Source organism: Xanthobacter cornucopiae (assembly GCF_043195065.2).
Taxonomy (GTDB): domain Bacteria; phylum Pseudomonadota; class Alphaproteobacteria; order Rhizobiales; family Xanthobacteraceae; genus Xanthobacter.
Genome location: NZ_CM195531.1, coordinates 3,964,248 through 3,989,744, shown reverse-complemented (window position 1 = coordinate 3,989,744; position 25,497 = coordinate 3,964,248). Strand labels below are relative to the sequence as shown.

Annotated in this window: 19 protein-coding genes and 1 tRNA gene; 8 read left to right on the top strand and 12 right to left on the bottom strand. The window is 69.8% G+C overall.

Annotated features, from left to right (window positions below; genetic code table 11):
• The first annotated feature begins 140 nt into the window (after positions 1–140).
• From V5F53_RS17515 to V5F53_RS17485, 7 genes are all read left to right on the top strand, one after another.
• Entirely contained in the window at positions 141–2,582 is a 2,442-nt protein-coding gene (locus tag V5F53_RS17515; RefSeq protein WP_393996114.1) for a TonB-dependent receptor, read from the top strand.
• 354 nt (positions 2,583–2,936) lie between these two features.
• Positions 2,937–3,830 (top strand): methylene-tetrahydromethanopterin dehydrogenase N-terminal domain-containing protein, encoded by an 894-nt coding sequence (locus tag V5F53_RS17510; RefSeq protein WP_393996115.1) that lies wholly within the window; start codon positions 2,937–2,939, stop codon positions 3,828–3,830.
• A gap of 163 nt (positions 3,831–3,993) precedes the next feature.
• Positions 3,994–4,983, top strand: a complete 990-nt coding sequence (gene mch / locus V5F53_RS17505) for a methenyltetrahydromethanopterin cyclohydrolase (protein WP_393996116.1) — start codon at positions 3,994–3,996, stop codon at positions 4,981–4,983.
• 9 nt (positions 4,984–4,992) lie between these two features.
• Entirely contained in the window at positions 4,993–5,907 is a 915-nt protein-coding gene (locus V5F53_RS17500) for a RimK family alpha-L-glutamate ligase (protein ID WP_393996117.1), read from the top strand.
• A gap of 10 nt (positions 5,908–5,917) precedes the next feature.
• Positions 5,918–6,883 (top strand): ATP-grasp domain-containing protein, encoded by a 966-nt coding sequence (locus V5F53_RS17495; protein ID WP_393996118.1) that lies wholly within the window; start codon positions 5,918–5,920, stop codon positions 6,881–6,883.
• Positions 6,880–7,923, top strand: coding sequence for a hydantoinase/oxoprolinase family protein (locus tag V5F53_RS17490; RefSeq protein WP_393996119.1), 1,044 nt, complete (start codon positions 6,880–6,882; stop codon positions 7,921–7,923). The genes V5F53_RS17495 and V5F53_RS17490 overlap by 4 nt, the downstream gene beginning before the upstream one ends.
• Before the next feature lie 143 nt (positions 7,924–8,066).
• A complete protein-coding gene (locus V5F53_RS17485) occupies positions 8,067–9,914 on the top strand; it encodes an aminopeptidase P family protein (protein ID WP_393996120.1) in 1,848 nt (615 codons plus the stop codon).
• Positions 9,915–9,936: 22 nt separating this feature from the next.
• Here the strand turns inward: V5F53_RS17485 and V5F53_RS17480 are convergent, their stop codons facing one another.
• The 12 genes from V5F53_RS17480 to V5F53_RS17425 all read right to left on the bottom strand — a co-directional run bounded on the left by V5F53_RS17480 (position 9,937) and on the right by V5F53_RS17425 (position 24,417).
• Complete coding sequence (locus tag V5F53_RS17480) at positions 9,937–11,667, bottom strand: dipeptide ABC transporter ATP-binding protein (protein WP_393996121.1); 1,731 nt, start codon at positions 11,665–11,667, stop codon at positions 9,937–9,939.
• A gap of 11 nt (positions 11,668–11,678) precedes the next feature.
• A complete protein-coding gene (locus tag V5F53_RS17475; RefSeq protein ID WP_393996122.1) occupies positions 11,679–12,590 on the bottom strand; it encodes an ABC transporter permease in 912 nt (303 codons plus the stop codon).
• Positions 12,587–13,612 carry an ABC transporter permease gene (locus V5F53_RS17470; RefSeq protein WP_393996123.1) on the bottom strand — a complete coding sequence of 342 codons (1,026 nt, stop codon included), beginning with the start codon at positions 13,610–13,612 and terminating at the stop codon, positions 12,587–12,589. Before V5F53_RS17470 ends, V5F53_RS17475 begins: the two co-directional genes overlap by 4 nt.
• 109 nt (positions 13,613–13,721) lie before the next feature.
• Entirely contained in the window at positions 13,722–15,338 is a 1,617-nt protein-coding gene (locus V5F53_RS17465) for an ABC transporter substrate-binding protein (protein ID WP_393996124.1), read from the bottom strand.
• Positions 15,339–15,506: 168 nt separating this feature from the next.
• Entirely contained in the window at positions 15,507–16,202 is a 696-nt protein-coding gene (locus V5F53_RS17460) for a GntR family transcriptional regulator (protein WP_393996125.1), read from the bottom strand.
• Positions 16,203–16,364: 162 nt separating this feature from the next.
• Complete coding sequence (locus tag V5F53_RS17455) at positions 16,365–17,270, bottom strand: AEC family transporter (RefSeq protein WP_393996126.1); 906 nt, start codon at positions 17,268–17,270, stop codon at positions 16,365–16,367.
• Positions 17,271–17,494: 224 nt separating this feature from the next.
• Positions 17,495–19,465 (bottom strand): methyl-accepting chemotaxis protein, encoded by a 1,971-nt coding sequence (locus V5F53_RS17450; RefSeq protein ID WP_509212538.1) that lies wholly within the window; start codon positions 19,463–19,465, stop codon positions 17,495–17,497.
• Positions 19,466–20,050: 585 nt separating this feature from the next.
• Positions 20,051–20,126: transfer RNA gene (locus V5F53_RS17445), tRNA-Lys, on the bottom strand.
• Positions 20,127–20,258: 132 nt separating this feature from the next.
• Positions 20,259–21,758: a tripartite tricarboxylate transporter permease gene (locus V5F53_RS17440; protein WP_393996128.1), complete on the bottom strand. Its 1,500-nt coding sequence runs from the start codon at positions 21,756–21,758 to the stop codon at positions 20,259–20,261.
• A gap of 12 nt (positions 21,759–21,770) precedes the next feature.
• Entirely contained in the window at positions 21,771–22,232 is a 462-nt protein-coding gene (locus V5F53_RS17435; protein WP_393996129.1) for a tripartite tricarboxylate transporter TctB family protein, read from the bottom strand.
• A gap of 176 nt (positions 22,233–22,408) precedes the next feature.
• A complete protein-coding gene (locus V5F53_RS17430; protein WP_393996130.1) occupies positions 22,409–23,398 on the bottom strand; it encodes a tripartite tricarboxylate transporter substrate binding protein BugD in 990 nt (329 codons plus the stop codon).
• A gap of 251 nt (positions 23,399–23,649) precedes the next feature.
• Positions 23,650–24,417, bottom strand: coding sequence for an SDR family NAD(P)-dependent oxidoreductase (locus tag V5F53_RS17425; protein WP_393996131.1), 768 nt, complete (start codon positions 24,415–24,417; stop codon positions 23,650–23,652).
• 304 nt (positions 24,418–24,721) lie between these two features.
• On the opposite strand from V5F53_RS17425, the gene fabI reads away from it, so the two are divergent.
• Positions 24,722–25,486: an enoyl-ACP reductase FabI gene (gene fabI, locus V5F53_RS17420; RefSeq protein WP_393996132.1), complete on the top strand. Its 765-nt coding sequence runs from the start codon at positions 24,722–24,724 to the stop codon at positions 25,484–25,486.
• Positions 25,487–25,497 lie beyond the last annotated feature (11 nt).

Genomic DNA, 25,497 nt, shown 5'->3' with positions numbered 1-25,497 from the left:
TCCCTATGGTCCCAGATCAGAGGTTCCACGACACCGCGCAGCCACGCGGCGCGCGCCTGTGGGCCTTTCAACAACACAACCCAGCCCGCCACGGCGGCGAGGCGGGCGGCATCGGGAAGCGACTGGGGGGAGCATCGAAGATGAGGGGACACACGTCCTGGCACGCCATCGCCGTGGCATTGGGCTTTTCCGGCACCCTGCTGGCGGCCGGCTCCGCCGCCGCGCAGCCGGCGGCAGCCGATGGCACCGTGGCGCTGCCGACGGTGAACGTGGTGGACAACACGCCGCTGGCGGGCACCGGCATCGACGCCGACAAGATCCCCGGCGCGGTCACGGTGATCTCCTCCGATCAGTTCAACCGGCTGTTCTCCTTCTCCACCACCGACGCGCTGTTCCAGTACACGCCGAGCGCCAACACCACCGACGTGCAGGGCAACGCCTTCTTCCAGGATTTCCGCTTCCGGGGCTTCGCCGCCTCGCCCCTGCAGGGCACGCCGCAGGGCATCGCCGTGTACCAGAACGGCATCCGCGTGAACGAGGCGTTCGGCGACACGGTGAACTGGGACCTTATTCCCGAGGTCGCCATCAGCCAGGCCGACGTGTTCTCCAACAACCCGGTGTTCGGCCTCAACGCTCTCGGCGGCGCGGTCTCGCTGCAGATGAAGAACGGCTTCACCTACCATGGCTTCGAAGGCTCGCTTCAGGGCGGATCGTTCGGCCAGATCGGCGGATCGCTGCAATATGGTGGCGAGAAGGACGGCTTCGGCTTCTACATCGCCGCCGACGCGGTGCGCGACGACGGCTGGCGCAAGCAATCGGCCTCGGAGCTGGCGCGCATCTATGCCGACCTCGGCTGGAAGGGCGACAAGGCCGAGGTCCACCTGGTCGCCAGCGGCGCCAGCAACTCCCTCGGCGTGATCGGCCCCACCCCGGTGCAGATGCTGGCGGTGGACAATTCCTCGATCTACACATGGCCGCAGACCACCAGCAACGACATGGGGATGCTGGCGCTCAACGGCCGCTACGACCTCACCGACACCTGGCAGCTGCAGGGCAACGTCTATGTGCGCCGCTTCAAGCAGGCGCATGTGGATGGCAACGACGCCGAGCTGGACGAGTGCTCCAACCGCTGGAACCCGGGCGTGGGCGACACCAAGATGTGCCTCGACGCCGACGACTTCAACGGCCCGCCCGGCGGCGGCACCCCCGCCAGCAACCCGCTCTACGCCAAGTTCCGCGGCCAGATGGTGCTCTACGACCAGAACGGCAACACCGTGCCGTTCGGCGATCTGGCCGACGGCTACCTGTATGGCGTCATCAACCGCACCTGGACCGACACCACCACCTATGGTGGCTCGGTGCAGGCGGTGAGCACCGACAAGCTCATCGGCCACGACAATTATTTCGTGATCGGCGGCAGCGTCGACCACAGCACCGTCAATTTCCAGTCGAACACCGAGCTTGGCATCACCAGCCTGCCCTCGCTCCAGGTCATCGGCACCGGCACCTATCTCAGCAACCTGCCGAACTACAGCCTGCCGGACGGGTACCAAGTATTCTACACACCGGTGAACCTCGACGCGACCACCACCTATTACGGCCTCTACGCCACCAACGCCTTCGACATGACCGACCGCGCCACCCTGACCGTGGGCGCCCGGCTGAACGTGGCGGCGATCAGCATGACCGATGCGTCGGGCGTCGCCCCGCAGCTCAATGGCGACTATACCTTCTCGCGCATCAACCCGCTCATCGGCATCACCTACAAGATCACCTCGGAGGCCACCGCCTACGCCGGCTATTCGGAATCCAACCGCGCCCCGACCCCGCTCGAGCTCAATTGCGCCGACCCCAACCGGCCGTGCCTGCTGGAAAACTCCCTGGTGGCCGACCCGCCGCTGGAGCAGGTGGTGTCGCACACCTATGAAGCGGGCCTGCGCGGCACCGGCAAGCTGCTCGGCGGCGACCTGCAATGGAAGCTGGGCGTCTACCGGGTGGACAGCGACGACGACATCATCGCCCTGGCCAGCGAGCAGACCGGCTACGGCTATTACACCAACGTGCCCGCCACCCGCCGCCAGGGGTTCGAAGCCGGGCTGCAATATGTCAACGGGCCGTGGAAGCTCTACGCCAATTATGCCTATCTGGACGCCACCTTCCAGTTCTCCGGCTTCCTCGCCTCGCCCAACAATCCGCTCGCCGTCGACGGCGAGGTCTATGTGACCCCCGGCGACACCATCCCGGGCATCCCGGCCCAGACGCTGAAGCTCGGCCTCGACTACATGGTCACCCCGAAATGGATGGTGGGCGGCGACATCATCGCCGCGTCCAGCCAATATTATGTGGGCGACGAGGCGAATCAGAATCCGATGCTGCCGGGCTACTGGGTCGCCAACATCCGCACCACCTACCAGGTGACGCCGAATGTCCAGGTGTTCGGCCTCATCAACAACCTGTTCAACCAGTCCTACGCCACCTACGGCACCTTCTTCGACACCGGCTATCTCGGCCTCAGCAACGCCCAGATGCAGACCCCCGGCATGCCGCTCGCCGCCTATGCCGGCGTCAAGGCCACGTTCTGACGGCCGGTGGCCCGGCCGGCCGCGCCCATGCTGCGGCGCGGCGCGGGACCGGCCGTGGCCAACCGGCAGGCCGATGATGTGTGCGCCCGTCTTGCTTTTCGCAAGGCAGCAAAAGAATGCGCTGCGAAGGTAGAGCGCATGCCCGAGGAAGACCCTTGCGCAACCGGCAAGGTTCAGTCAAAAGTCTAGCCGTCTCGATTGCGTGCGGGGAAACAACCGCGGCGCCGGGTCCGAGGGACGAGCAGGGTCAAGCGGGAGCCGCCCAGGTGGGCGAGGTGCCCGCCGGTCGCCGCGTCCCGCCGGTTTCCAGCGCAGCCACCCGCTAATGTTTCCCTTCTGCACGGAGCTGCGCCCATGGCGGAATCCGCCCCCATCCTGCACATCATCACCCCGCTCGCGCACGTGAGCCCGTTCGACGTCAACATGGCGGTGGACGCCGGCTATGGCGTCATCGCCCCCTATTCCCGGGTCGGCCTGGCCGAGGTGCGGGACCTGACCCAGGACATGATGTTCTCGCGCCCGCCGGTGGCGGCGCCGCGCACCGGGCTGTTCATCGGCGGCAAGGATGCCGCCCTCGCCCTCGACATGGCGGCGGAAGCCCGCGCCGCCATCTTCCCGCCGTTCGAGATTTCCATCTTTCCGGACCCGGCCGGCTCCTTCACCACCGCCGCCGCGATGATCGCCAAGGTGGAACGGGCGCTGCTGGCCGCGCGCCCGGCCGGCCTTGCCGGCGCCCGGGTGCAAATCTACGGCGCCACCGGCGTGGTCGGCTCCATCGCCGCCGTCATCGCGGCGGAGGCCGGCGCCGACGTGACTCTGGTCAGCCATCGCGAGATCGAGCTGGTGGAGGTGAAGGCGGCGGACTTCAAGGCCCGCTTCGGCGTGACGCTGAAATGCGCGGCGGCCGCCACCGATGCCGAGAAAGCCAAGCTCGTGCCCGACGCGGAAGTCATTCTCGCCACCGGCAAGGCCGGGGTGGAGATCCTCACCCCCGCCCATCTGCAGGCCGCCGAGCAGCTCGTGGTCGCGGCCGACGTGAACGCGGTGCCCCCCGCCGGCATCGCCGGCATCGGCGCCCACGACGCCGCCGCCGTGCTGCCGCACGGGGTGGGCATCGGCGCGCTGGCCATCGGCAATCTGAAGTACGCGGTGCAGCACGAGATTCTGAAGCAGATGCGCGACACCACCACGCCGCTCTTCATCGATCTCAAGACCGTGTTCGCCCTCGCCCGCACCCTCAAGGCCTGAGGCCCGGGCGTCCGCTCCGCATGCGCGCTGCCCCGGCGGCGGGTCGGCGGCGCCCCTTTTCTCCGCCCCGGTGGGTGGCGCGCATTCGCGCGGATGGCGCGGATGCCCGTTTCGCCGGCGCCACAGCGCACGTCCAGCGCGCAAGTCTCGAATGGGAACGGCCATGACCCTGCACACCCCCCCCGCCCCTGCGGCCGCGCCGCGCCGGCCCAGCCTCGCCGCCAGCGTGCGCCCCCTGGTGGAGGCGCTGATCGCCGACGCCGACGCCCTGCGCATCGCCGTGTCCGAGGGGCCGCTCGGCGCGCGCATCGTCGATGCCGGCATCGCCGTCCCCGGCGGGCTGGAAGCCGGGCGGCGCATCGCCGAAATCTGCCTTGGCGGCCTCGGCGCGGTGGCGCTGGTGCCCTCCACCCGCTTCTCGCCCTGGGGCACGCTGGTGTCGGTGTCCACCTCCAATCCGGTGCTGGCCTGCCTCGGCAGCCAGTATGCCGGCTGGAGTCTGGCATCCGGCGACTTCTTCGCCCTCGGCTCCGGTCCCGGCCGCGCCGTGGCGGCGGTGGAGGAGCTCTATGGCGAGCTCGGCTTCCGCGAGGACAGCGTCGACACCGCCCTGGTGCTGGAAACCGGCGTGGTGCCGCCAGAAGCCGTGGTGGCGGAGATCGCCGCCCGCTCCAACGTGGCGCCGGAACGCGTCACCCTCATCCTCACCCCCACCTCGTCGCTGGCCGGCACGGTGCAGATCGTCGCCCGGGTGCTGGAAGTGGCGCTGCACAAGGCGCATGCTATCCACTTCCCGCTGGAGCACATCGTCGACGGCGTCGGCAGCGCGCCGGTGGCACCGCCCTCCCCCGACTTCCTCACCGCCATGGGCCGCACCAACGACGCCGTCCTCTATGGCGGCGATGTCCAGCTCTATGTGCGTGGCGATGCCGAGGCGGCCCAGGACCTGGCCCGGCGCCTGCCCTCCTCCGCCTCGCGCGACTACGGGCGGCCGTTCGGCGAGGTGTTCGCCGGCTACGACTGCGACTTCTACAAAGTGGACCCGCTGCTGTTCTCCCCGGCGCGGGTGACGGTGACGGCCCTCGACCACGGCGTGAGCTTCACCGCCGGCGGCTTCGACCCGGTGCTCATCGCCCGCTCGTTCGGAGCCTGAGGCCGCCCCGTGTCGGATCTCGTCATCTTCGCCGAGCGGGTGGACTGGCACACCCGCTCGCTGCTCGCCGCCGTCGCCGCCCAGGGCCGCCGGGCGCAGGTGGTGTCCCTGCGCAGCTGCGGCTTTGCCGTCGGCGGCACCGCCCACGGGCTGCTGCTGCCCGGCTTCGGCGACGAGCTGCCGGCCGCCTGCTTCGTGCGATCCGTGCCCAACGGCACGCTGGAGCAGGTGACGCTGCGCCTTGGCGTGCTGCACGCGCTGCACGCGCTCGGCGTGCCGGTGATGAACAGCGCCCGCGCCATCGAGCGCTGCGTGGACAAGAGCGCCACCACCTTCCTCATGGCCCGCGCCGGCCTGCCCACCCCCCGCACCGTGGTGCTGGAGACACGCGCCGATGCCCAGATGCTGGTGGACGCGGCCCCCGGCGACAGCGTGCTGAAGCCCATGTTCGGTGCCCAGGGGCGGGGCCTTGCCCGCGTGCCGCGCGGCGGCGCCCTGCCGGCGGAAGCCGATGTGGGCAGCGTCTACTACCTCCAGGACTTCGTCTCCACGCCCCATGCCGCCACCGGCCCCGACGACCCGGATGGCACCCTGCACGAGGATTTCCGCGTGTTCGTGGTGGGCGGCGCGGCGGTGGCGGCCATGGCCCGGCGCGGCACGTCCTGGATCACCAACATCCACCAGGGCGCGGTCGGCGTGCCGGTGGCGGCCGAAGGGGTGCTGGCCGACCTCGCGGTGCGCGCGGCGGCAGCGGTGGGCGCCGATTATGCCGGCGTCGACATCATTTCCGGCAACGACGGACGCCTCCTGGTGCTGGAGGTGAATTCCATGCCCGCCTGGCGCGGCTTGTACGACGCCACCGGCCGGAATATGGCGGAACCCCTGGCGGCCCATCTGTGCGCCGCACGGACGGTGCCGGCCTGAAGGAGTTCCCATGCGCGTGTTCGTCTGCGAGTTCGTCACCGCCGGGGGGCTGCGCGGGCGGGACCTGCCGGCAACCCTGGTGCCCGAGGGCACGCGCATGCGGGACGCGCTGATCGCCGATGTCGAGGCCCTGCCCGGCGTCGGCGCCCTGCTGCTGGCCCATGACGACCGCCTGCCGGCGCCCCGCGAGTCCTCGGTCCCGGTGGGGCCCAGCGACGACCCCTGGACCGTCTGGGCGGAGCTGGCCGCCACGGCCGACGTGGTCTGGCCGGTGGCGCCGGAAACCGATGGCCTGCTGGCGCGGCTGGTGCGCCTGACGCGCGAGCGCTGCGCGCACGTGGTCGCCTGCGAGGTCGCGGCGGTGGAGCTGTGCGCCAGCAAGCTCGCCACCGCCCGCCGCCTCGGCGCCCTGGCGCTGCCGCACATCCCCACCTTTCCCGCCGACGCACCGCCGCCGGAGCTCACCGGGCCGGTGGTCACCAAGCCGGACGACGGCGCCGGCTGCGACGACACCCGCCACTGGGCCAGCCCCGCCCTGGCCCCCCGCGCGCGCGGCCTCGTCATTCAGCCGTTTGTCGCCGGCCTCCCCGCCAGCCTCTCGGTGCTGGTGCGGCCGGAGGGGGCGACGGTGCTCACCGTCAACCGCCAGCACCTCACCACCACCGACGGCGCGCTCGCCCTGTCCGGCCTCACGGTGGGCGCCCTGCCCGGGGACGACCGCCTGTCGCGCCTCGCCCAGGCAGTGGTGGCGGCCATTCCCGGCCTGTCCGGCATCATCGGCATCGACATCCTCCTGACCGAGGCCGGGCCGGTGGTGGTGGAAGTGAACCCGCGCATCACCACCTCCTATGCCGGGCTGCATCCGGCGCTGGCGGTGAATCCGGCCGCCTTCCTGCCCGAGTTCATCCGCGACGGGCGGCTGCCCGCCATGCCCCACCTGCCGCCCGCGACCCCGGTCGAATTGGACCTGCGATGACCACCAGCCACCTGCTGCTCGGCTGGGACGTGGGCGGCGCCCACCTGAAGCGGGCGGTGCTGGACGCCACCGGCCGGCTCGTCGCCGTCGACCTGGCGCCCTGCGCCCTGTGGCAGGGCCTTGACCGGCTCGATGCCGCCATCGCCAGCCTGCCGCCGGCGCCCGCCGCCCCCTGTGTGGTCACCATGACCGGCGAGCTGACGGACCTGTGGCCGGATCGCGCCACCGGCGTTGTCGGCCTCGCCGCCGCGCTGGCCCAGCGCCTGGGACCGGAAACGCGCTTCTATGCCGGACCGGACGGCTTCGTGCCGCAGGCTGCCGCCCGCGCCCACGCCGACACCATCGCCTCCGCCAACTGGCATGCCACCGCCGCCGCTTTGGCCCTGCGCCAGCCGGCCGGCGTGCTGGTGGACATCGGCTCAACGACCTCCGACCTGCTATATTTTGCCGGCCAACAAATAAAGTGTCGCGGCTACACAGATGCAGAGCGGATGGTTTCCGGGGAGCTTCTCTATTGCGGCGCGGCGCGCACGCCGGTGATGGCGCTCGGCCCCACACTGCCGTTCCGAGGCGCCCATGTGCCTCTCATGATGGAATATTTCGCCACCACCGCCGACGTGCACCGGCTGACCGGCGAGCTGCCCGACCACGCCGACCTGCACCCCACCGCCGATGGCGGGGCCAAGACCCGGGAAGCCAGCGCCCGGCGGCTGCTGCGCATGGTGGGCCGCGACCTCGGTCCCTGCGCGCTGGCCGAGGCGGAAGCCCTGGCCGCCTATGCCGCCGAGCTGCAGCTGCAGCGCCTGCACGGCGCCCTGGCCCTGGTGCTGAGCGCCCACGGCGTGCCACCGGCGGTGCCGCTGGTCGGCGCGGGCGTGGGCCGCTTCCTGGCCGCAGCGCTCGCCGCCCGCGCCGGGCGGCCCTATCTCGACGCCGGGCGGCTCCTCGCCGGGAACGACACGCTGGCCGCCGGTGCCGCCGACTGCGCCCCGGCGGTGGCCGTGGCGATCCTCGCCCATGGGCGGCACGGCGCTCCCTGAGCCGCCACGGGCCGGCGCTCCCGCGATCGGCGAGCGTCGGAGCGGACCATGCCCCCGCGCCGCAACGCCCGCGTTGCGGACCGGCCGCCGGGCTCCTAGGCTAGGGCATCGATCCTCGATCCTCAGTGCTGCGCGCTCTTGCCATGACCGTTCATCATCAGACTCCCCGCGTTTTCAAAGCCGTCTTCCAAAGCTTCGAGGATCTCGCCGATGGCGCCGCCGGCCCCGGCCGGCTGGCGGATCTGCGCGCCGAGCTCGCCCGGCGCGGTCTCGACGGCTATGTGGTGCCCCGCGCCGACGCCCATCAGAACGAATATGTGCCCGCCTGCGAGGAGCGGCTCGCCTGGCTCACCGGCTTCACCGGCTCGGCCGGCCTGCTGGTCGTGCTCGCCGACAAGGCCGCCCTGTTCGTGGACGGCCGCTACACGCTGCAGGCGCCCGCGCAGGTGGACACCGACGCCTACACGGTGGTGCCGCTGTCGCAGTTGAAGCCCGAAGCCTGGATCGAGACCCACCTGCCCAAGGGGGCGAGCCTGGGCTTCGATCCCTGGCGCACCACGCTCGACGGGCGCGACCGCCTCGCCAAGGCGGTGGCGGCGGCGGGCGGCATCCTGGCGGGCCTCGCGGACGACCCCTTCGACGCCATCTGGCGCGACCGGCCGGCGCCGCCCCGCGCCCCCGTGCGCCTGCTGGACCTCGCCATCGCCGGCGAGGACACCGGCTCCAAGCTGCGCCGGGTGCAGGCGGCGTTGACCGAGCAGCGGCTCGACGGCGCGCTCATTTCCGACCCCCACGGCACCGCTTGGCTGTTCAACATCCGTGGCGCCGACGTGGCCCATACGCCGCTGCCCCTGGCCTGGTGCGTGGTGCCCGCCACCGGTCTGCCGCATCTGTTCGTCGAGCATGCCAAGCTCTCCCGGGCGGTGCGCGAGGCGCTCGGGCCCCATGCCCACATCCACGGCGCGGCGGACCTCGAAGCCACCCTCGCCACCCTCGCCGCCGGCCAGACCTTCCGCGTGGATCAGGCGACCGCGCCGGTGCGTCTCGTCCAGGTCATCGAGGCCGCTGGTGGCGTCGCCAGCAAGGGCGCGGACCCGATCGCCCTGCTCAAGGCCTGCAAGAACCCGGCGGAGATCGCCGGCATGCGCGCCGCCCATGTGCGCGACGCGGTGGCGCTGGCGCGCTTCCTCGCCTGGTTCGAGTTTGAGTCCGCCACCGGCAAGCTCACCGAGATCGATGCCGTGGAGGCGCTGGAGACGTTCCGGCGCGACACCGGCGAGCTGTCGGACATCTCTTTCCCCACCATCGCCGGGGCCGGGGAGAACGGTGCCATCGTGCATTACCGGGTGACCCGCGCCACCAACCGCACCCTTCACCCGCACGAGCTGTTCCTGCTCGATTCGGGCGCCCAGTATCCGGACGGCACCACCGACATCACCCGCACCCTGGCGGTGGGCATGCCCAGCGAGGACATGCGGGCGCGCTATACGCTGGTGCTCAAGGGCCACCTGGCCCTCACCCTCGCGGTATTCCCCAAGGGCATCACCGGCGCCCAGCTCGACCCGCTGGCGCGCCAGTTCCTGTGGGCGGCCGGGCTCGATTTCGACCATGGCACCGGGCATGGCGTGGGCGCCGGGCTGTCGGTGCACGAGGGGCCGGCGCGCATCTCGCAGCTCGGCCACGTGCCGCTGGCCGAGGGCATGATTCTCTCCAACGAGCCGGGTTACTACAAGACCGGCGCCTACGGCATCCGCATCGAGAACCTGGTGCTGGTGGAGCCGCGCTCGGTGCCGGGCGCGGAGAAGCCCTGCCTCGGCTTCACCACGCTCACCCTGGTGCCCTACGACCGCAAGCTGATCGACCTCAGCCTCGTCACGGTGGCCGAGCGGGGCGCCATCGACGCCTATCACCGCCTGGTGCGGCAGGCGCTGTCGCCGCATCTCAGCGGCGACGAGCTCGCTTGGCTGGTGCGCGCCACCGCGCCGCTCTGAGCGGCCGCGCCGCCCCCCACCCTCAAAGCGGCGGGTGGGGAATGGCGGCGAGCAGCGCCCGCGTATAGGCATGGGCCGGCGCCCCGAGCACCTGCGCGCACGGCCCCTGCTCCACGATCTCGCCGGCCTTCATGACGATGACGCGGTCGCACAGCAGCTTCACCACCGCCAGGTCGTGGGACACGAACAGATAGCTCATGCCAAGCTTTTCCTTGAGGTCCACCAGGAGGTTGAGCACCACCGCCTGAACCGAGACATCGAGCGCCGCCGTCGGCTCGTCCAGCACCAGAAGGTCGGGCGACACGGCGATGGCCCGGGCGATGCCGACGCGCGCCTTCTGGCCGCCGGACAATTGGTGCGGAAAGCGGTCCAACAGGTGCGGCGGCAGCCCGCACAGGGCCGCCAGCTCCTCCACCCGCGCGTGGAGCGCCACCCCGCGGCGCACCCCGCCGTCGCGGGCGCCGAGGCGCAACAGCGGATCGGCAATGGAGCGGCGGGCGGTGAAACGCGGATTGAGGCTGTCGGTGGCGTCCTGGAACACCATCTGCAGGCGGCCGCGATAGGGCGAGCGCGCGAACTTCGCGGCGGGAATGGCGCCGACATCGACGCCGTCGAAGCGGATGGTTCCGGATGAGGGGTCCGTCAGGCGCATCACCATGGCCGAGGTGGTGGACTTGCCGCAGCCCGACTCCCCCACCAGCCCCACGCTCTCGCCCCGCCCGACGGTGAAGGAGATGCCGCCCACGGCGCGAAACACGCCACCGCGCGCCGATTTCAGCGGATATTCCTTCACCAGCCCCGTCACCTCCAGCAACGGCGCGGGAGCGGCGGCGGGCGCAGGAGACGCCGACGACGCGGGGGCAGGCGCCGGGGCAGGCGCAAGGGCAGGCGCAAGGGCAGGCGCAAAGTCAGGCGCAAGGGCAGGCGAAGGAGCGGCATCCTCCGGCAGCAGGTCGCGCACGCTGGCGGAGGCGCGCGGCGTCGCCTTGAGCAGCTTGCGCGTATAAGCGTGGCGGGGATTGCGGAACAGCTCTGCGGCGGGGGCGGATTCCACCACTTCCCCGTCCTTCATCACGATCAGATCGTCGCAATAGGCGGCGGCCAGGCCGAGATCGTGGGTGATGAGGATCATGGCCATGCCGCGTTCCCGCGTCAGCTCCGCCACCAGGTCCATCACCGCCTTCTGGGTGGTCACGTCGAGCCCGGTGGTGGGCTCGTCGGCGATCAGCAGCTGTGGCCGGCAGGCCAGCGCCAGGGCGATGACCACACGCTGGCACATGCCGCCGGAGAGCTCGAACGGATAGGAATGATAGCGTTCCGCCGGCGTGTTGATGCGCACGTCCGCCAGCGCCTCGATGGCCTTCTGGCGCGCGTTTGAGCGGTCCGCCTGCACATGCTGGCGCAACACGTCCTCGATCTGGTGGCCCACCTTGCGGATGGGATTGAGGGCGGCGCGCGGGTTCTGGAAAATCATGGAGATCTCCCGCCCGCGCAGGTCGCGCATGGTCCGCTCGGAGGCGCTGGCGATGTCCAGCCCATCGAAGCCGATGTCGCCGCCGGCGATCACCCCCGCGGCATCCAGGATCCGCATGAGCGCATAGGAGGTGACGGACTTGCCGGAGCCGGATTCGCCGACGATGCCCAGCGTTCGCCCTTTTTCCAGCGTGAAGCTGACGTTCCGCACCGCGTGCACCACCCCGTTGCGGGTGTGGAAATCGACGCTGAGGTCGCGCACGTCCACGAAAGCGGTCATGGGGTCTCTCCTCAGCTGCGCTGGCGCGGATCGACGATGTCCCGCAGGCCGTCGCCGAGCATGTTGAAGGTGAACACCGCCAGCATCAGGGCCGCCCCCGGGAACAGCGCCAGCCACCACTCGCCCGAGACGATGAAGCGCGCGCCCTCGGCCACCATGATGCCCCACTCCGGGGTCGGCGGACGCACCCCGAGACCGATGAACGACAGCCCCGCCGCGTTCAGGATCGCCCAGCCGAGGTTGAGCGAGATCTGAACCATCATGGGCGGCAGGGCGTTGGGGAAGATCTGGGTGGCGAGGATGCGCAGGTCGGAATTGCCGGACAATCGCGCCGCCTGCACGAAGCCGGCATCGCGGCGGATGTTCACCTCGGTGCGGCTGAGGCGGGCATAAAAGGGCAGGTTCACGATGGCGGTGGCGAGCACGATGTTGCCCACCGAATTGCCCAGCGCCGCCACGATGCCCATGGCCAGCACGAACAGCGGAAACGCCATCACCGTGTCGAGCGCGCGCGAGACGATGCGGTCGGTCCAGCCCCCGTGGAAGCCGGCGAGGGAGCCCAGCACCGAGCCGGCGGCGAACGACAGCGCCACCGCCGCCACCGAGATGACGAGATCGAGCCGGGTTGCCACCACCACCCGGGAGAACACGTCGCGGCCCAGGTCGTCGGTGCCGAACCAGTGGCGCCAGCCGGGCGGCTGCAGGGCGTTGGCGGCATTGGTGGCCAGCGGATCATGCGGCACGATGGATGGCCCCAGCACCGCCGCCACCAGCAGCAGCGCCAGCAGCACGAAGCCGACGAGGGTCATGGGATTGGCCCGCAAGACATACAGCATATGGCGGACGAAGCCCCCGCCAGCGGGCAAGACGGCGGGCGGGGCGGCGGCGGGCATCAGGGGGCGTGGTGCGGTCATGGCGCTCATCCGTCGAAGCCGACCCGCGGGTCGATCAGCGTGTAGGACAGGTCGATCAGCAGGTTGATCACGACGAACAGGATCGCCATCACCAGGACGAAGCCTTGCACGGCGGCATAGTCGGAAACCACCAGCGCCTCGACCGCGTAGGAGCCGATGCCGGGCCAGGCGAACACCTTCTCCACCAGCACATTGGCGCCGAGCGCGAACGAGAACACCATGCCGAGGGTGGTGATCACCGGCAGCAGGGCATTGCGGAACGCATAGCTGACCAGGATCTGCCGCCGCGACAGGCCGGCCGCCCGCGCGGTGCGGATGAAGTCGCTGGCGAGCACCTGGAGCATCGCCGCCCGCGTCATGCGCGCCAGCGGCGCCAAGGTGAAGATGGCCAGCGTCACCGCCGGCAACAGCAGCTGGCCGAGGGCGGCGCCGGCGGTTTCCGGATCGCCCGCCAGCAGCGCGTCGAGCACGAAGAAGCCGGTGACCGGGGGCGGCGACAGATAGGCGAAATCGAGCCGCCCGACCGGAGCCGGCGCCACGCCGAGCTGGTAATAGAACACATAGACCAAGGCCAGGCCGGTGAAGAACACCGGCAGCGACACCCCCGCCGTCACCACCACCCGGCACAGGTGATCGATGGCGGTGTCCCGTCGCGTCGCCGCCAGCACGCCGAGCGGCACCGCGATGAGCAGCGACAGCGCCAGCGCCGACAGGGTCAGCTCCAGCGACGCCGGCAGGCGGGTGAGCACATCCGACAGCACGGTCTGGCCAGTGGAGATGGAGGCCCCGAGGTTGCCGCCGGCGAGATCCTGGAGATAGCGCACGAACTGGGTCGGCAACGGCTGGTCCAGCCCCAGCGCCGCGCGCACCTGGGCGATGGATTCGGGGGTTGCGGCCGGCCCCGCGAAATAGGCGGCCGGATCGCCCGGCAGCGCCCGGGTGAGGATGAAGGTGACCACAACGACGCCGAACAGCGTCGGAATCGCCTGCGCCAGGCGCTTGAGGACGATCGTGCCCCGGGATGACGTCATCGCCACGCTCCATGTGTCCGCGGCGCCACCCTGGAAGCGGGACCGCACGGGTTCCGCCCGCGCGCCGCAGACACGGTGCGCGGGCCTAAGGGACCAGATCAGGACCGGATCAGGACTTGGTCAGCGGCCGCGCGTCGGGCTGGCGGTGGAACCAGTATTCATAGCCGCCGATCTTGGGCGTCATGGCCGAGGACAAGGCCGGCTGCCACAGCGGCACCCGCGGCATGTCGTCGAAGGCGATGTCGATCAACCGCTTGATATTGGGAGCATAGGCCGGGTCGCTCACCGGCATGTCCAAGGTGGCGTTCACCAGCTTAACCACCTCTGGATTGTTGTAGTTCGAGGTATTGAAAATGGTGCCCGGCATGTAGGCCCAGAAAAAATAATAATCCGGATAGTTCAGCCAGCCGCCGAAATCCTCCAGGTGCATTTCCAGACGCCGTTCCACCGAAACGGCGGTGCGCCAGTTGGCGCCGGGAATCTTCTCGATGGGCGCCTTGATACCGATCTTGGCCAGGCTCTCCTGGATCAGCAGGGCGGTGGGCTCCATCCACGAGGCGAGGTCGAGATTGATATAGAGCGGCGCGGTGAAGCCGTCGGCATAACCGGCCTCCGCCATCAACGCCTTGGCCTTGTCGAGGTCCAGCCGGTAGGGCGAGGGCTGCGGCCAGGCGATGCTCGCCACCGGCCCCTCGGCGCCGCCCCACATGGGCACGCCCGTGTCATAGGCAGCGGCCTTGAAAATCGCCTCGTAGGGCACCGCATAGGCGATGGCCTGGCGCACTTTCTTGTTCTTGAAGGGCTCGAACTTGTCGTTCAATCCCAGCACATAGATGCAGTTCTCGATGGGGGTGGAGACCACCTTGGCCTTGCCGGATGCCTTGAGCTCTTTGGCGTCCTTTTCGGGGATATTGTAGACGAGGTCCACATCCCCGCGCTCGATCAGCGCCCGCCGGGTGGCGGCGGAGGGGATTTCCCGCATGATGACGCGCCGCGCCTGGGGCAGCGTGCCGGAGGTCCATTTATCGTTGCGGGCATAGACCAGCTGCTGGCCGGGCTCCCACCGTTCCACCGTGAAGGCACCTGAACCGGCGACGTTGCGGTGCAGGTACTCGGTCGCCCAGGGGTCTTCAGCGGTGGCGTGGGCCTTGGCCACCTTGGAATTGATGATGAAGGGGATCGGCACCGCAAGATCGGGAAGCGTCAGCTTGGAAGGGCGCAGCAGGTGGATCTTGAAGGTGCGGTCGTCCACCACCTCGAACTGCTCGGGCTTTTCCAGAAGGCCGGCCTTCATCTGCGTGGTGGGGAAGCCACCAAGGCTCACCGCGCGGTCGAGCGACCACTTCACGTCTTGCGCGGTCACCGGCGTGCCGTCGGAGAACACCGCATTCGGCCGCAGCTTGAACACCAGCGACTTGCCGTCGTCGGCCTCGGCCCAGCTCTCGGCCAGGTCCGGCTCGATGACGCTGGAATCATAGCTCACGCTACCGTCCGGCAGGGTCTTGGTGCCGAACTTCACCAGCCGGTCATAGGCGTTGATGGCCACCTGATAGCTGGCGCGATTGGTGCCCTGGCGGTGCAGGTCCAGGGAATTGATGGTGGCCCCCATGGCCACGACGATGGTGTCGGCCGGCGCCGCCACCGCCGGCAGCACCCGCGTCAGCGGCAGCAGACCGCCCCCGAGGGCAACGATGGCCGTGGACTTCAGGAACTCCCGGCGCTGCATGGGGCCTCTCCCTTCGCGATCAGTCAAGATTGGATGCAAAATTACATGCAATCCTGAACGCAAAGTTCATGCCACGAAAAACCCAGGAACCGCCGCCCCCGGCGCCCCGTACCCGCGCGCCACCGCCCAAGATCACGCCATCTGCATGCGGATTGGGCGGCACGCCGCTCAGGATACCGTGCGCAGAGGGCGCCGCGCCACCATCTGCGCCGAGACATCCTTCACCGTGAGGATATGCGCCTTCATCGCCTCGTAGGCAGCCGGGCCATCGGCCTGCTCGATGGCGGCCACCACCCGGCAATGCTCCTGGTGCGAGTTGCGGATGCGATTGGCGATCCGGAACTGGGCATGCCGGAAGTGGAACACCCGCCGCCGCGCATCCAGCGCCATATCCACCAGCGCCGGGTTGTGGGTTCCGTCGTAGATCACCTGGTGGAACTGGCTGTTCAGCTCGTCATAGGCGGTCGCATCCTCGGCCGCCACCAGCGTCGCCGCCCGGGCGTGGAGGGACCGCAGCAGGTCGCGTTCGGCATCGGACATGCGTTCGGCGGCGAAACGGGCGCAGGCGCCTTCAAGTTCCGCCATCACCTCGAACAGCTGCAACAGCCGCTCCTGGGACTGCTGCAGCACCACCACGCCGCGATGGGGCCGGCGCTCCACCAGCCCCAGCACCGAGAGCTGGCTCAGCACCTCGCGCACCGGCGTGCGCGACACCTGGAAGCGATCCGCCAGGGCCTGCTCGTCCAGCTTCACGCCGGGGCCGAGCACGCCGGTGACGATCTCCTCGGAGAGCACCCGCCGGAGCTGGTCCACGATCAGCTCGCGCTTCTCATCCCTCTTCGCCGCCCGGGGCGCCTGCGACATGGCCCGTACCCTGATAGACACCCGGCCCCGTGGGCCCCGCCAGAGATGGACGCGGTGCGACCACCCGCCGGCCGCGAACCGCCGCGCCGACGCACCATGATGGGGGCGCCGGGCGCGCCAGCGCAATAGGCGGCGCACTGCCCTCCACCCCCGCGCTTCCGTTCACAGGGCGCCGATCACCTGCCACCAGCCCCAGGCGGTGAGCAGCGAAAGCGGCACGCCGATGCCGATCATCTGCGCCACCAGATCCGTTTCGAGATCGTGCTCGAGGGCGATGATGGAAGCCCCCAGCATGGGCGGCATGGCCATTTCCAGCATCGCCACCTTGGCCACCTCGGTCCCGGCCTGCCCGAGGGCGAGGTACAGCGCCATCAGCGCCAGCGGCGCCAGAACCAGGCGGTGACCGAGGCCGACCGCCAGCGGCAGGAGGTGCCCGCCGAGGCGCTCGAATCGCAGCGCATACCCCACCGCCGCCAGCGCCAGCGGGGTCAGGGTGTCGGCCAGGGTGGCCAGCAGCCGGTCGAGCCACTCCGGGCGCGGCAGGTCGCTGGTGGCGAAGGCGATGAGGATGGCGATGAAGGGCGGGAAGGTGGCGATGCGCCAGGCCACCGCGCGCGCATCGAACCGGCCGGCGCTGGCCACCGTGGCGATGGCGATGCCGAGGATCGACAGGGCAAGGTACGAGCCGAACAGGTCGATCACCAGCCCCAGGCCCAGCCACTGCTCGCCGGCGAATGCGACGATCATCGGCAGGCCGACGAACGACGTGTTGCCCCAGCCCGCCACCAGCAGCAGGGCGCCGATGCGCTGCCGGCCCCATCCGAGCGTCCGGCCCGTCGGCACCAGCACCAGCACCGCCAGCAGAACCCCCAGCCAGGGGGTGGCGGCGGCGAGCCACCAGCCCGGCGACGGGGAAAGCCCGTGGAGGGTATGCAGCGCCGTCGCCGGCAGGGCGACGTTGATGACCCAGCCGCCCAGCACCTTGTGGGCGCCATCCGGCAGCCGGCCCGACGCCCGCAACAGGATGCCGATGACGAGACACGCCAGAATCAGGATGATCTGCTGCACCCGCTCCCCCCTCGCGCGCCGGGACGCGCGCCGGGCTTGGCCCCACCGCCCCTCGCTCCCGTCCCCATTTCATCATAGCAGCGGCGCACGCGCTTGAGCGGGAAGAACGGCGGCTAGGAGACTGGCGGCCAGCGCCTGCAGGCGTGGAAGGCAGGGCAGACGCGGCCAGCCGGTTCGGCGAGGGCCCCGGCCGGCGCCCCCACCGGAACGCCAGCCCCCGGCCCTCACGCGCTGCGGATAGTCTGCAGGAAGCGCTGCATCTCGGCTTCGAGCCGCGCCGCCTGGTCGGACAGGGCGGCGGCGGCGGAGAGCACATGGCCGGCGGAATCGCCGGTCTCGTCGGCGGTCTGGGCCACCTTGGCGATGTGCGCGCTCACCGTATGGGTTCCGGTGGCGGCCTGATCGACGTTGCGGGCGATCTCGCGGGTCGCCACCCCCTGCTCCTCCACCGCGGCGGAGATGCTGGAGGCGACGTCGCTCATGTTGCGGATCTGGGTGCCCACGGTCTCGATGACCTGAACCGCATGCCGGGTGCTGGACTGGATGGCGCTGATCTGGCTCTCGATCTCCTCGGTCGCCTTGGCCGTCTGGGTAGCGAGCGCCTTGACTTCGGAGGCGACCACCGCGAAGCCCTTGCCGGCATCGCCGGCGCGGGCGGCCTCGATAGTGGCGTTAAGGGCGAGCAGGTTGGTCTGCCCGGCAATGCTGGAAATGAGCCCCACGACATCGCCGATGCGGGCGGCAGCCTGGGCCAGATCCTGCATCACCTTACCGGTCTTCTCCGCCTCCGCGACCGCCACGTGGGACATCTGGGCGGACTGCTGGACCTGCCGGCCGATCTCATCCACCGACGACCCCAGCTCCTCCGCCGAGGAGGCGACCATCACCACGTTGGCGGAGGCCTGCTCGGCGGCGGCGGCGACGGCGGTGGATTGCTCCGAGGTGCGCCGCGCCGCCTGCGTCATGGCGCGGGCGGTGCCGTGCAGCTGGCCAGCGGCGGCGGCGACGCCGCCGATGATGCCGCCGACCACGTTCTCGAACGCGCCGGCCAGGGCCGTCATGCTCTCGCGGCGCTCGGCCTCGGCCCTCTGGCGGGCGACGCCGGCCTCTGCCTCCAGCGCGGCGTTGCGGGCCATCTCGTCCTTGAACACGAGCAGCGCCTTGGCCATGCCGCCGATCTCGTCGCGCCGGTGGGTGTTGGGGATCTCGATGGAGAGGCGACCGCCGGCCAGGTCCTCCATGGCCAGCGTGAGATGGGAGATGGGCCGGGCCACCCGGTAGATGACGACGAGCAGGCCCACCAGGCCGACCGCCAGCGTCAGCGCCAGCAGGGCCGCGTAGGACAGCAGCAGGTACCACGCATGGGAAGAGATGCTGTCGGCCTCGGCGGCGAGGCTGTCCATGACCGCGAGACTCACGCCGGCAAGCTTCTCCAAGGCGGCGATGGACTTGGCGCGCCAGAGCTCGGTGTCGATATCGGGCACGGTGCCGGCGGAGAGCTCATCGGTCAGCCTCTGCCGCAGCGCCGCGGCTTCGCCTGCGAAATAGATCTGCTCGGCGCTGGCGATGGCGGCCTTCAGAGTGGCCGGGATGTCGCCTCCGTCGGCCAAGGACTGCACTTCGCTCCACGCGGCCTGAGTCTTCGCGTTCTGGACGGCGACGGCCAGACTGTTGGCAGGAGAGAACGGCGTCTTGGTGCGCAGAGCCGCACTGATGATGCGGGACCCTTCGCCGGCCGCGACCCGTGCGTTGCCGGAGGCGGCGCGCAACACGATGAAGCGCAGCAGGCTGGGAGCAAGGCTGCGGATCTCGCGCTCGACTTCGGTGGTGGCCTGATCGAACTGGCTCAGGATGGACACGGACTCCGCAATGACCCGGTCGCCGAGCTTGGCGTCGCGGGCGCCCACCGGCAGCTGAAGGGCGGCGTCCACGTCGGAGCGCTGGCGCTGGATGGCGGAAGCGACGGTACGCAGGCTCGCCGCAACCGCATTGGCAGCCGGCTGGCCCAGGTCGTTGAGCTCGACGATGGCATCGGCGAGGCCCTTGTCCACGATGGCACGACGTTCCATCATCTTGGCGACCACCGGCTGGGCCTTGTCCCCGGCCAGCAACAACACCGAGCCTGCGTCCGCCCGTTCGATCCGATAGGCGGAAGAGGCGCCGAACAAGGCTTGGTCCGCGAGCACGTAGTTCACGGCATCGTCGGCGCTCTGATTTCGATCATAGGCGGAGATAAGGGATGTAATGCTGATCGCTGCCAGGATTGCAGCACTCACGGAGAAGAGCGCGATTAACGTCGTCTTGATCGAAAAATTCATAATTGCCACCCCAGCCTGCTATTCAGGTAGGGCGCGGAGCTGTCCTGGGGCTTGCGTTGGGCAATGTTTCCGCTGCGGTAGAACAGCAGATGGAAGTATAAAACGCTCTATTCTTTGCCGGCACAGCAGCGTCCGTGGGCGGGTCTTGCCCGTCCTCACCATCCACCGTCCGGTCCCGCGGATTGACCGAAGGTCCCGCGCGACCTTGGGGGATCGGAATTGCGGCCACCGCATGGGCCTTCGGCTTGGGGCAGGCATGATGCGGCGGCGCCGAGGCCATCGCCAGGCGGGCATCTCTGCGCACCCGAAGCAATCAGATGGCGCTCATCATGGACACACCAAACGAAGGCGCCTGACGTGCCCAGCCACCGGAGACTCCGGCGTCGATACGGCCAATATCTGGTGTAACGTGTCAGGTCCTGACATCCGCGCTTCAAGCGCTCGTCTTAACAGGACTTGAAGTGGTGGGCGCACTAGGGCTCGAACCTAGGACCCGCTGATTAAGAGTCAGCTGCTCTACCAACTGAGCTATGCGCCCGTTCCAAGGTGTCCCCCGGAAGAGGAGGCCGATGTAACAAACGCCCCGGAGGCTGGCAACCCCCCTGCCGCAGAAAAACGCCCCGGCCTGGGGATAAGTCCCGCCCCGCGCCGGCGCGGGGGGCGGGTGCCCCTATTCCTTGAACGCCTCCTCGCGGGTTTTCCGCACGCTGGGCAGAAGCACCACCACCAGCGCCGCCAGCGCCAGGAGCAGCAGCGCCGCCGAGATCGGCCGGGTCACGAACACGCTGGGGTCGCCCCGGGAGATCAGCATCGCCCGGCGCAGGTATTCCTCCAGCATGGGGCCGATGACGAAGCCCAGCAGCAGTGGCGCCGGCTCGCAGTCGAGCTTCACCAGCGCGTAGCCGAGCACGCCGAACAACGCCATGGTGTAGACGTCCACCGGATTGTTGTTCACGCTGAAGACGCCGATGCAGCAGAAGGCGACGATGACCGGAAACATCAGGTGGTACGGCACCGTCAGCAGCCGCACCCAGATGCCGATCAGCGGCAGGTTCAAGAGCACCAGCATGAAGTTGCCGATCCACATGGAGGCGATGACGCCCCAGAACAGGTCCGGCTTCTCGGTGACCACGTTCGGCCCCGGCGTGATGCCCTGGATGATGAGCGCGCCGATCATCAGCGCCATCACCGGATTGGAGGGAATGCCGAGGGTCAGCATGGGGATGAAGGAGGTCTGGGCGCCGGCGTTGTTGGCGCTTTCCGGCCCGGCGACGCCGGCGATGGCGCCACGGCCGAACTCCTGCGGCGTCCGGGAGATCTTCTTCTCGATGGAATAAGCGGCGAACGAGGACAGCATCGCCCCGCCGCCCGGCAGGATGCCCAGGAACGAGCCCAGCGCCGTGCCCCGCAGCACCGGTCCGACAATGCGCCTGAAATCCTCCCGGGTCAGCATCAGCCCCTTCACCTTGGCCGCCACCCGGGACCGGGAGTGCTCGTCCTCCAGGTTGCGGATGATCTCGCCGAGCCCGAACATCCCCATGGCCAGGGCCACGAAGTCGAAGCCGTCGGCGAGGTCCGGCAGGTCGAAGGTGAAGCGCGGCACGCCGGTGTAGATGTCCTGCCCGGACAGGCCCAGCAGCAGGCCGAGCACGATCATCGCCAGCGCCTTGACCACCGAGCCCGACGCCAGCGTCACCGAAGCCACCAGACCCAGCACCATCAGCGAGAAGTATTCCGCCGGCCCGAAGCTCAGCGCCAGGTCGGCCAGCGGCGGCGCGAACACCGCGAGCAGGAAGGTGGCCACCGTGCCGGCGAAGAAGGAGCCGAGCGCGGCGGTGGCCAGCGCCGCCCCCGCCCGCCCCTTGCGGGCCATCTGGTGGCCGTCGATGGCGGTGACCACGGACGACGATTCGCCCGGCAGGTTGATGAGGATGGCGGTGGTGGAACCGCCGTACTGCGCGCCGTAATAGATACCCGCCAGCATGATGAGGGCGCTGACCGGCGGCAGGCCGAAGGTGATGGGCAGCAGCATGGCGATGGTGGCGATGGGCCCGAGCCCCGGCAGCACGCCGATGAGGGTGCCCAGCAGCACGCCGATGAAGCAATACACCAGATTCTGGACCGACAGAGCGACGGAGAAGCCGAGCGCCAGATTGTCGAGGAGCTCCATGGACCCGCCTCCTCAATAGCCGCCGAGCCACGGGCCGACGAGGGCCAGCGGCAGGCCGAGGCCCTTGATGAACACGATCCAGGCGAACACCACCATGGCGCCGGTGATGAGCGCCGCCGCGCCCGGCCGGAACAGGCGGCTGGCGATGGCCGAGAGGAACACCGAGACCGCCAGCGTGGGCACGAAGCCGAGCGGCCGCACGGCGGCGCCGAAGAACACCACCGCCACCGTGAGCACCGCCAGCGCCCGCCAGGCGACGGCGCCCGGCATCTCGCCGGGGAACCGCAGGCCATTCACCAGCACCGCCAGCCCCAGCCCGCCCAGCAGGCCCGACAGCAGCAGCGGGAAATAGCCCGGCCCCATGCGCACCGCCGTGCCCATGGCGAGGTCGCGCGTCTGCGCCGCGAACAGCAGCGCCAGGGCGATGAACAGCAGCCCGGCGAACACGTCCTTGGGATTGCGGATGAAGCCCATGGCTCCCCCCTTGGGGCCGGCGGCCCTGGCCCCGGCCTGACCTGACCTGGCCTGACCCCACCGGCGCGATTGAAGACTTGCGGATCAAGACCCTGCGGATGCCCCCGGCACCATAGAAGCCTTCCAGGAGGCGGAGCGCCGGCACCTGCGCCCCGCCGCGGGTCGCGGGCGGCGGCTCAGTCGGCGAACACCCCGGCCCTCTCGATCACCGGCTTCCATTTGGCGATCTCGCCTTGCAGGAACTGCTGGTGGAAGGCGGGGCTGCGCCGGTCCCGGGGCTCCGGCTCGGTGCCGAGGTCGGCGAAGCGGGCCACCACCTTCGGGTCCTCCAGGGCGGCGTCGAGGGCGGCGTTGAGCCGGTCCACCACCGCCTTCGGCGTGCCCTTCGGCGCGTACAGGCCGTGCCACACAGCGACCTCGAAGCCCTTGAGGCCGCTTTCCTGGAGGGTCGGCAGGTCGGGCAGCGACTTCACCCGCTCCGAGGTGGTGACGCCATAGGCCTTCACCTTGCCGCCCCTGATCTGGCCGGTGGTGTTGGTGGTCTGGTCGCACAGCAGGTCGATCTGCCCGCCCACCAGGTCGTTCATGGCCGGGCCCGTGCCCTGGTAGGGCACCGTCGTCATGGGCGTGTCCAGCGCCGACATGAACAGCATGCCGCACAGGTGCGAGGCCGAGCCCACCCCGGCGTTGCCGTAGGTGACCTTCTCCTTGTTGGCTTTCACATAGTCCACCACCTCCGCCATGGACTTGGGCGGCAGGTCCTTGCGCGCGATCACGGTCATGGGCACGGCGGTGATGAGGCCCGCGGCCTCGAAGTCGGTGGCGGGATTGTAGGGCAGCTTGCGGTAGAGGCTGGCGGAGGTGGCCTGGCCGATGTGGTGCAGCAGCACGGTGTAGCCGTCGGGGGATGCCTTCGCCACCTGCCCCGCGCCGCGGGTGCCGCCGGCGCCGCCCACATTCTCCACCAGCACCTGCTGGCCGAGGGTCTTGGTCATGGATTCGGCCACCAGCCGCGCCACCGTGTCGGTGGGACCGCCGGCCGAGAACGGCACGATGACCGTGATGGGACGCGTGGGATAACCCTGGCCGGGCTGGCCCTGGGCAGAGGCGGAAGCGGACAGGCCGAGGACGGCGGCGAGCGCCAGGGCAGTGGCGGCGATGCGCATCAGATTTCCTCCGGGACGTCCACTCTGCGGCGGATCGTCGTTGCGCGCGGAATCGCGCAACTAAAGTATCAAGGGCGACACAGACGCAACGTCAAGCCCGAGCGCGTCGCGGAAGATCTTATTGCGGCGCGAAATGATCTTGCACCGCGAAATAAAACTGGAGCCGGTGCAGCGATCCGCCACCCCTGTGCTCACATGCCGGTGCTCGCGTGCCCCCGCGCGCCGGACGCGCGCGGGGCGGCCGGTCCGGTTCAGAGCGAGGACACGAGGTGTCCGCCATCCACCACCAGGGAGGCGCCGTTCATATAGCCCGAGGCCTCCGAACACAGGAACAGCAGCGGCCCGGCAAGGTCCTCCAGCCGGCCCAGGCGGCGGTTCGGAATGCGCCGCACCAGGGCCTGGCCGGCCTCGGTGGCGAAGAAATCGCGATTGATGTCGGTTTCCACATAGCCGGGGCACAGGGCATTGGCGCGGATGCCGTGGCGCGCCCATTCCAGCGCCATGGAGCGGGTCAGCTGCACCAGGCCGGCTTTCGAGGCGGCATAGGCCGCCACCTGCCCCGCCACCCGGTGGCCGAGGATCGAGGCCACGTTGACGATCACCCCGCCGCCCTTGTCCTGCGCCATCCGCCGCGCCGCCGCCTGGGCGGTGAGGAAGGCGCCCTTGAGATTGGTGTCGACGACGCGGTCCCAATCCTCCTCGCGCGTGTCGAGGAGGGGCACGGTGGCGGTGACGCCGGCATTGTTGACCAGCACGTCGAGCCGGCCCCAGGCCTCGCCCACCGCGGCGACGGCCGCCGCCACCGAACGCGCATCGGTCACGTCGATGGCCAGCGGCAGGGCGACGCCGCCGGCAGCGACGATGCCGTCGGCGAGGCCGGCGCAGGCCTCCACCTTGCGCGCGCCGAGCGCCACCTTCGCCCCCGCCGCCGCCAATTGTCCGGCGAAGAAGGCGCCGAGCCCCTGCGACGCGCCGGTGACAAGCACCGCGCGCCCGTCCAGCGATACCTGAAACCCCATGGTCACCTCCCGCGCATTGTCGCGCTCGCCACTTATTTTTCTGAGCGAGCGCTCGCTTTTTTAAGGGAAGGACGATCATGCGGCAAGGCCCGCCGGACACCCGCGCCGGTGACGCCGCCCCGGCCCCGGTTTTCCGCCGGATTTTTCCCGGCCCGCGGGTTCGCGGTTGCGGAACGTGAAGGTTTTCACCACCATTGTGCTAAGCACAATTCCGCACTTGCGCTTGCTGCACCGCCGTCATCCATTTGCAGCCGATTTCGTCTAGGCGTTCAGGCGGCGCGCAGCGACGAAGAGGGGGTTCTACATGTTTTCACTGGCGGGTCAGAAGGCACTGGTGGTGGGCGTGGCGAACGATCAGTCCATCGCCTGGGGGTGCGCGAGGGCATTCCGCGAGCAGGGCGCCGATCTTGCCATCACCTACCTCAACGCCCGGGCCGAACCGCATGTGCGGCCGCTGGCGGAGGCGCTGGGGGCGGAGCTGATCCTGCCCCTCGACGTGACCGACGACACCCAGCTCGACGCCGTCTACGCCGCCATCGCCGAGAAGTGGGGCCGGCTCGACACGGTGCTGCATTCCATCGCCTACTGCCCGCGGGACGACCTGCACGGGCGGGTGGTGGACTCCTCGCGCGAGGGCTTCGCCATGGCCATGGACGTGTCGGTCCATTCCTTCCTGCGCATGGTGCGCCGCGCCGAGCCACTGATGCGCGCCGGCGGCACCTGCATGACCGTGTCCTTCTACGGCTCCGAGAAGGTCGTTGAAAATTACAACATCATGGGCCCGGTGAAAGCGGCGCTGGAGGCCTCGGTGCGCTACGTGGCGGCGGAACTGGGCGAGAAGCGCATTTCCGTCCACGCCCTTTCGCCCGGACCGCTCAAGACCCGCGCCGCCTCCGGCATCGCCGAGTTCGACGAACTGCTGGAGCTCGCCGCCGAACGCGCGCCCACCCACCTGCTCGCCACCATCGAGGACGTGGGCGCCTACGCCGCCTTCCTCGCCAGCCGCGAGGCCGCCAACGTGACCGGCGGCGTGCACCTCATCGACGGCGGCTACTCCATCATCGGCTGAGCGCGCCCCAC